Origin of the sequence: Algibacter sp., assembly GCF_049667265.1 — a bacterium.
Classification (GTDB): Bacteria; Bacteroidota; Bacteroidia; order Flavobacteriales; family Flavobacteriaceae; genus Algibacter_B.
In genome coordinates this window covers 1-6,872 of the sequence record NZ_JBATHX010000475.1, presented here as the reverse complement: position 1 = coordinate 6,872, position 6,872 = coordinate 1, and the positions used below count along the sequence as shown (strand labels likewise).

Annotated in this window: 7 protein-coding genes and 1 pseudogene; 1 reads left to right on the top strand and 7 read right to left on the bottom strand. The window is 29.2% G+C overall.

The window, feature by feature from the left end:
* Positions 1-247: 247 nt before the first annotated feature.
* Genes WBN21_RS16340 through WBN21_RS16330 form a run of 3 tightly spaced genes read right to left on the bottom strand, consistent with a single transcriptional unit; the run spans position 248 to position 2,453 of the window.
* Positions 248-841, bottom strand: coding sequence for a sugar transferase (locus WBN21_RS16340; protein ID WP_424202163.1), 594 nt, complete (start codon positions 839-841; stop codon positions 248-250).
* Position 842: 1 nt separating this feature from the next.
* Entirely contained in the window at positions 843-1,217 is a 375-nt protein-coding gene (locus tag WBN21_RS16335) for a hypothetical protein (RefSeq protein ID WP_424202161.1), read from the bottom strand.
* 33 nt (positions 1,218-1,250) lie between these two features.
* Positions 1,251-2,453: an alanine dehydrogenase gene (locus tag WBN21_RS16330; protein WP_424202159.1), complete on the bottom strand. Its 1,203-nt coding sequence runs from the start codon at positions 2,451-2,453 to the stop codon at positions 1,251-1,253.
* Positions 2,454-2,653: 200 nt separating this feature from the next.
* Here WBN21_RS16330 and WBN21_RS16325 point away from each other — a divergent pair, with 200 nt between their 5' ends.
* Positions 2,654-5,080: an outer membrane beta-barrel protein gene (locus WBN21_RS16325; RefSeq protein ID WP_424202157.1), complete on the top strand. Its 2,427-nt coding sequence runs from the start codon at positions 2,654-2,656 to the stop codon at positions 5,078-5,080.
* On the opposite strand, the gene WBN21_RS16320 is transcribed toward WBN21_RS16325, so the two are convergent.
* The 4 genes and pseudogenes from WBN21_RS16320 to WBN21_RS16305 all read right to left on the bottom strand — a co-directional run.
* Positions 5,077-5,610, bottom strand: a complete 534-nt coding sequence (locus tag WBN21_RS16320; protein ID WP_424202155.1) for a hypothetical protein — start codon at positions 5,608-5,610, stop codon at positions 5,077-5,079. The genes WBN21_RS16325 and WBN21_RS16320 overlap by 4 nt on opposite strands.
* A complete protein-coding gene (locus WBN21_RS16315) occupies positions 5,576-5,716 on the bottom strand; it encodes a hypothetical protein (RefSeq protein ID WP_424202153.1) in 141 nt (46 codons plus the stop codon). The genes WBN21_RS16320 and WBN21_RS16315 overlap by 35 nt, the downstream gene beginning before the upstream one ends.
* A gap of 182 nt (positions 5,717-5,898) precedes the next feature.
* Complete coding sequence (gene tsaE / locus WBN21_RS16310) at positions 5,899-6,318, bottom strand: tRNA (adenosine(37)-N6)-threonylcarbamoyltransferase complex ATPase subunit type 1 TsaE (RefSeq protein ID WP_424202151.1); 420 nt, start codon at positions 6,316-6,318, stop codon at positions 5,899-5,901.
* A gap of 92 nt (positions 6,319-6,410) precedes the next feature.
* Positions 6,411-6,872: pseudogene (locus tag WBN21_RS16305) on the bottom strand (two-component system response regulator); the annotation flags it as partial.

The window sequence follows — 6,872 nt, the reverse complement described above, 5'->3', positions numbered from 1 at the left end:
GCAGCACCAGTAATTAAAATAATTTCATCAGAGAAATCAAAAGGTATTTTGTATTTGGAATTTTTTTCAATTGACGGAAATAAACCTGAATCACACAACAGCTCGTCAATATAATCTGCAGTATTTTTATTCATGTAGGTTCTTTAAATTTCTATACAATGTATGATTTTCAGGTAATCTATTTGCAAATTAGGAATAATTATGATTTACTGCAAATAACTTATCTAAATAGAATTTATTTGAAATTCTATTTAGTAATCACTTTAATTATAGTAAGTCCAATAAGTTTTAAATCAAAAAAGAAATTTCTCCTTTTTATATATTCTTTATTGAATTTAAGTTTATCTGGAATAATTGTTTTTATAAAATATTCTTCTGGATCCTTAGCGGCCTTTAATAATTCTACTTCATTTCTATATTTTAAGGATGCTAAACCCGTAATTCCTGGTCTAACTTGAAATATTTTCATATCGTCCTCATTATAAAAATTGACATAGTAACGTAATTCTGGTCTAGGCCCAACAAAACTCATGTCGCCTTTAAGAATGTTAATTAATTGAGGAAATTCATCAATTTTATAACGCCTTAAAAAATAGCCAATTTTAGTAATCCTTGAATCATTATTTCCCAAAGTTAAAAGCCCTTTTTTATTAGACTCCATCCTCATGGTTCTAAATTTATAAATATTGAAGTCTTTGTTGTTTTTACCAACTCGCCCTTGAATAAATAATACGGGCCCTTTCGAATCCATTTTTATTAAAATAGAAATAATTAATAAAACAGGAAAAATTAATATCAATCCAATTATAGATAATACAACATCAAATAGACGTTTTAACATACTATTTATGGATTGTTAAGTTTTGAAGTGTAGCCATACTATCGCAATTTTGTACAGTTAATGTCACCTCATCATCATTATATTCACCTTCAATAATATAAACCCCACAAGGTTCTTGTCTTGGATTACTTTCTGAAAAATTAACATCACCTTTTTTTAAAATATAAGTGATATCTGAAGAATCAAGCACTTTATTATTAATTAGATCTGAAATGTTTTGGCTAAAAATAATTTTTTTGGTGTTTATATTTTTTAAAACCCTAGAATCTGGACCATAACTGCAAGAAGTTTTTTTACCATTTAAAAAAAAGGCTAAAATGACTAATCCCATAGAAAAACCACCTAGATAATAACCAATACGCTGAATAAGTTTCATTAAAAGTGTTTAGAGTTGGGGACTTGATTTTGATTAAAAAATTAGTAAATTAACATCACTATATTTCAAATCGAACCATTCACCAACAGGTTTGCTTGTTAAAATGCCGTGGTAAAAGTACAATCCATTTTTTAAACCTTTGTCAAATCTTAGAGAATTTTCTATTCCGCCATCTTCTGCAATTTTAAGTAAATAAGGCGTGAAGATGTTACTTATTGAAACGGTAGCAGTTCTTGGGTATCTAGCAGGAATATTAGGCACGCAATAATGTACTACATCATGTTTTATATATGTTGGTTGTTTATGCGATGTTACATCACTAGTTTCAAAGCATCCGCCCATATCAATACTGACATCAATAATAATTGCACCCTTTTTCATAGATTGCACTAAAGCTTCTGATACTACAATTGGCGATCTGTTTGTGCCTCTAACAGCACCAATAACAACATCACAGCGTTTTAATGCTTTTAGTAAATTTTTAGGTTGAATTGTTGATGTGAAAAGAGGACGTCCTAATTGCGATTGAATCCGCCTTAACTTTGTTATAGAATTATCAAATACTTTAACTCCAGCACCAAGTCCTAAGGCACTTCTTGCTGCAAATTCACCAACAGTTCCAGCGCCTAAAATAACAATTTCAATAGGTGGCACTCCACTTATATTACCAAACATTAATCCATTTCCGTTTTTAGTATCCGAAAGCAATTCTGATGCAATTAGTACAGATGCTGTACCTGCAATTTCACTTAATGATCGAACGGCAGGGTAACTTCCGTCCGTATCTCTTATAAACTCAAAAGCTAATGCGGTTATTCTTTTTGAGGCAAGTGCTAAAAAATATTTTTTTGTTTGTGTTTTTAACTGCAAAGCAGAAATTAATATCGTTTGCGGATTTAAAAGTTTTATTTGATCAAGCGTAGGAGGTTCTACTTTCAAAATCATTGGGCAGGCAAATACTTTTGCAGTATCCTTACTAATTTCAGCGCCAGCTTCGCTATAATCCTTATCACTAAAATTTGCACCTTCACCAGCTCCAGACTCAATTAAAACTCTATGCCCATTACTTACAAGTGCATTTACAGCATCTGGTGTTAAGCAAATTCGCTTTTCTTGAAATGCCGTTTCCTTGGGGATACCAATAAAAAGCTCTCCCTTTTTCTTAAATATTTCAAGCGTTTCTTCTTGTGGTAAAAGTTGTTGTTTGGTAAAAGGCGAAAGAGGTTGCTTAGACATATTAAATTCATAATTATGAAATTTCAAATTACAAATAAATTTTTTAATTTAATTATAAACTCATTAAATAAATGTTTTTGATCATTCAGCTTAATAAATGCGTTTCATCCATGACAATTAACTTAAAAAAACAACTAATTACCACTTTCTTTTTATGGTTTTAAATTAATTATTTTAAGTTTGTTTCTATAAATTAGCAAATGCTTTATAAACTATTCACAACTTTTCTTTTTTTTGTAACAACCTTATGTTTTTCCCAGCAATTTACTATTACTGGAAGTGTTAAGGATGCGAATAATGAGCCAATAGGGTATTCAAATGTTGTTTTAATAGATAAAATAAACTCAGATGTTTTAAAAGGAACGACTACAAATGAAAAAGGTGTTTTTGAATTTGAAAACGTAGAAAACGGAGAGTATACTTTAAGAATAAGCTATTTAGGATTTGAAGATTATACCAAAGAAATCACCCTTAATAAAAATATTAATTTAGAAAACATTCTACTTAATGAAAGTTTTCAAGAACTAGAAGGCGTAAAAATAATGGCCAAACGGCCAACTGTAAAACGATTGGTTGATAGATTGGTTTTTAATGTTGAGAATTCTACACTTTCAAATAATAATGTGTTAGATGTTTTAAAACATACTCCTGGTGTTTTGGTTAGTAATGAGAAGATTACAATAAAACAATCCACGCCAACCATATATATTAACGATAGGAGAGTGCACTTATCTTCGAGTGAATTGCAACAACTTTTAGAAGGCACATCTGCAAGTAATATTAAATCTATAGAGGTAATTACAAGTCCACCTGCAAAATATGAAGCCGAAGGTGGTTCGGTTATAAACATTGTTACCAGTAAAAATATTGTGGCTGGTTATAATGGGAGTGTTTTTGGAAATTATAAACAAGGACATAAATTCCCAAAATATGCTGTTGGTACGAGTCATTTTTTTAAAACTAAAAAGCTTAATACATATTTAAATTATAGTATTAATCCAAGAAAAGATTATCGCAATAATGAGGAGTTTGTTAATTTTCTCAATAATGATGAAGTTACTTCCAGCTGGGAAACTGATTATTATAGAACTCGAGAAAGTCAAGATCAAAACTTAAATGCGAATTTTGATTATGAAATAAATAAAAATAACAGTTTGGGATTGTCAACTACTATGCTTATTTCTCCGCGCGAAAATACCCAAACTAATGCTAATTCAGTTACCGATGTTTTTAGCAATATGAAAGAATTAGATTCTACGTTTATAACAGATGCCAGAAAAGTTGATGAAACGTTTAACTCGGCTTTTACTTTAGATTATATTCACAAATTTAAAAAAGAAGGGGAGAAGTTATTAATTAGAGGGCATTACACTAATTATGATTTGTCTAGTTTTCAGAATGTTGATACCAAATATTTATATCCAAATGAAACACTTATTAGAAATAATAGATTTCAAACATTTACAAGTCAGGAAATAATGCTTTATACTGGACAATTGGACTACGAATTGCCAGTTGGCAATTTTGGGTTATTTGAAGCTGGTTTAAAATTTTCTAATATAAACTCTGAAAATATTTTAACTCAGTATAGTTTTGAAAATGATATTAGAGAGCAAGATTTGCAAAACTCTGATGCCTTTATTTATGATGAAACTAACTATGCCGTTTATTATAGCTACTCTCACGATTGGGATTCCTGGAGTTTAAAACTAGGGTTAAGAACTGAATTAACCTATATTAATGGAAATTCAAAATCAAGCAATACTACAAACAATACAAAGTATGGGAAGTTTTTTCCATCTTTATATTTTTCACATGCACTAAATGATAAAAATGAGTTGTATTTTAATTACAATAAACGAATATATCGCCCGCATTACAAACAATTAAATCCTTTTAAATATTTTTTAAATGATAATACATTTATAACTGGAGATCCTAATTTACAACCGCAAATAGACAACCAATTTATTTTGGGTTATACTTTTAATCAAGATTACACTTTCGAACTTTATTATAGGCATGAAGACAACCCTACACTACAATATTTTTATCAAGACAATAATGAAAATTTATTAGTATACCAATTTACAAATACCAATGAATCAATTTCTTATGGGTTAGATTTTGCAACGTATAAATCATTGAATAATTCTTGGACCTTATACTTTCTGTCATCCATTTATTACTATGAAAACAATTTCGTTCCAATTGAAAGTGGTGCAACAACATTTGTTGGCGAGCAATGGAGTTTGTATTCTGAAATTGTTAACTATTTCAGTTTTTTAAAAGACAAAAGTTTATTGGCAGATATTTCTTTTAATTACATGTCACCCACAAACAATGGGCCAACAGATACTAGTTTTATATCTAGTTTAGATATTAATTTAAGAAAATCGTTTTGGAAAAATAAAGCTTCCGTTAATGTTGGAGTTTTGGATGTTTTTAACACTCAAAATTTTAATGATACTACAAAATATTTGAATCAAGATATTTATTCAAAATTTCAATTTGAAAACAGAATGTTGGTTTTTGGATTTAATTACAAATTCGGAAATTTCAGATTGAAAAACAATGAAAAAAATATTGATTTAAATGAAAGAGACCGATTAAAAAATTCTCATTAAAAATAGTCTTTTACTTTGCTCCAAAAGTTTTTAGGTGATATTTTAAACTCTTCCTCAAGTTCCTCCAAAGATTTATTGGCATCGTTAATTTTGTTAAAAATACGGGCTCGAATTAAGTAGATAGAAGGTATTATAATCGCCATTATTGGAATCATATAAATTAATTGAAACTCATCAAGGTATTTGTTTTCGGCATTAAACACTTGAAATATTTGAAATATATACATAGCAATTGGCACTAAAAGGGAGTGGTACCACCAATGCCTGCATGTAAAAAACCAAATGAATAATAAAAATAAAGGAATGATTTTTCCAGAAAAAACCCACATCGCATAATTTGCATCATGCCATTCTATGCTATGGTATGTAAATAAAAAAGTGTCCCAAACTTTTTGTTTTGGAACACTTTCATATAATGTAAAGAAATAAGGGGTTAGTGAAATTAAAGTAGCAATTATGCTACCCATCACTAACCCTTTAGTTGTTTTGGATTGCTTAGGCGATGATTGTTCGCTTAATTCTTTTTTCAATTTTTGCTGTGTTTTGCGCATCAACATTATACGTGTTTGCAGCTAGTGCCATAAATAAAACACCTCCGAAAATTGCCGTTGCAATTACTAGTTTTTTTGTTTTCATATTTTTAAGGGATTTAATGAATTAATACCTCAAATGTATATAAAGACTAGGCTGAAGTACATCGCTAAATGTTAAAATTATGTTAAAAACAACGATTTCAATAATTCTTGATGTGGGTTTTCCGTAAAACTTCAAAACTAATTGGAGAATATGTTATTTATATTACATAAGCTAAAGGTTTATTAGGTTGTTTGGTTTGTATTTAGACTTAAAATTCTATTGTTTTTAGTGTCTAATTTTAAGTCAATTCTATCAAAATTGTCATTTAAAATGGACTCAATTTTTTCTGGCCATTCAATTAATTTCCAATACTCAGAATCTAGATAATCTTCTATTCCAAAATTATAAGCTTCTTCAATGTCATTAATCCTATATAAATCAAAATGAAAAATTTTTTCATCATTTAATTTATATTCATTAACAATTGAAAATGTTGGACTACTAACGTCGTCATCACTACCTAAAACCTTTACTATAGTTTTTATTAATGTTGTTTTACCAGCACCCATCTCACCATAGAATAATAATGTTTTAGTTTTTGCATTTTTAATGATATGTTGTGCAACGTGCTCAACCTCATCAATTCCGTAACTAATTTCCAATATTTTTTAAAATTTGAATACAATAATAAGTATAAATATTGATAAATCCTAAGAAATAATGCATTTCATCGATGTTTTTTGTCTTTTGTAGATTATTTTGGATTAAAAACTGCAAATGGAATAATCATTTCTTCCAAGGAAACCCCACCATGCTGATAGGTGTTTCTGTAGTAGCTCACATAATGATTATAGTTGTTTGGATATGCAAAAAACAAATCTCCTTTTGCAAAAATATAGGAACTACTCATGTTAATAGATGGCAAATGAAGCTCCTTAGGGTTTTTACTTTCCAAGACATCTTTCTTTTCATAAGTTAAGCTTCTGCCTGTTTTATAACGAAGGTTCAGGCTCGTATCCCTATCACCTATAACTTTCGATGGGTTTTTTACATTTATAGTTCCATGATCAGTAGTAAGAATTAATTTAAAACCTAATTGCTGAGCTTGTTGTATCATATCCAAAAGTGGCGAGTTTTTAAACCAACTTAACGTTAATGATCTGTAGGCTTTATCGTTTGAGGCTAACTCTTTTACAACTTCCATTTCAGTTTTTGA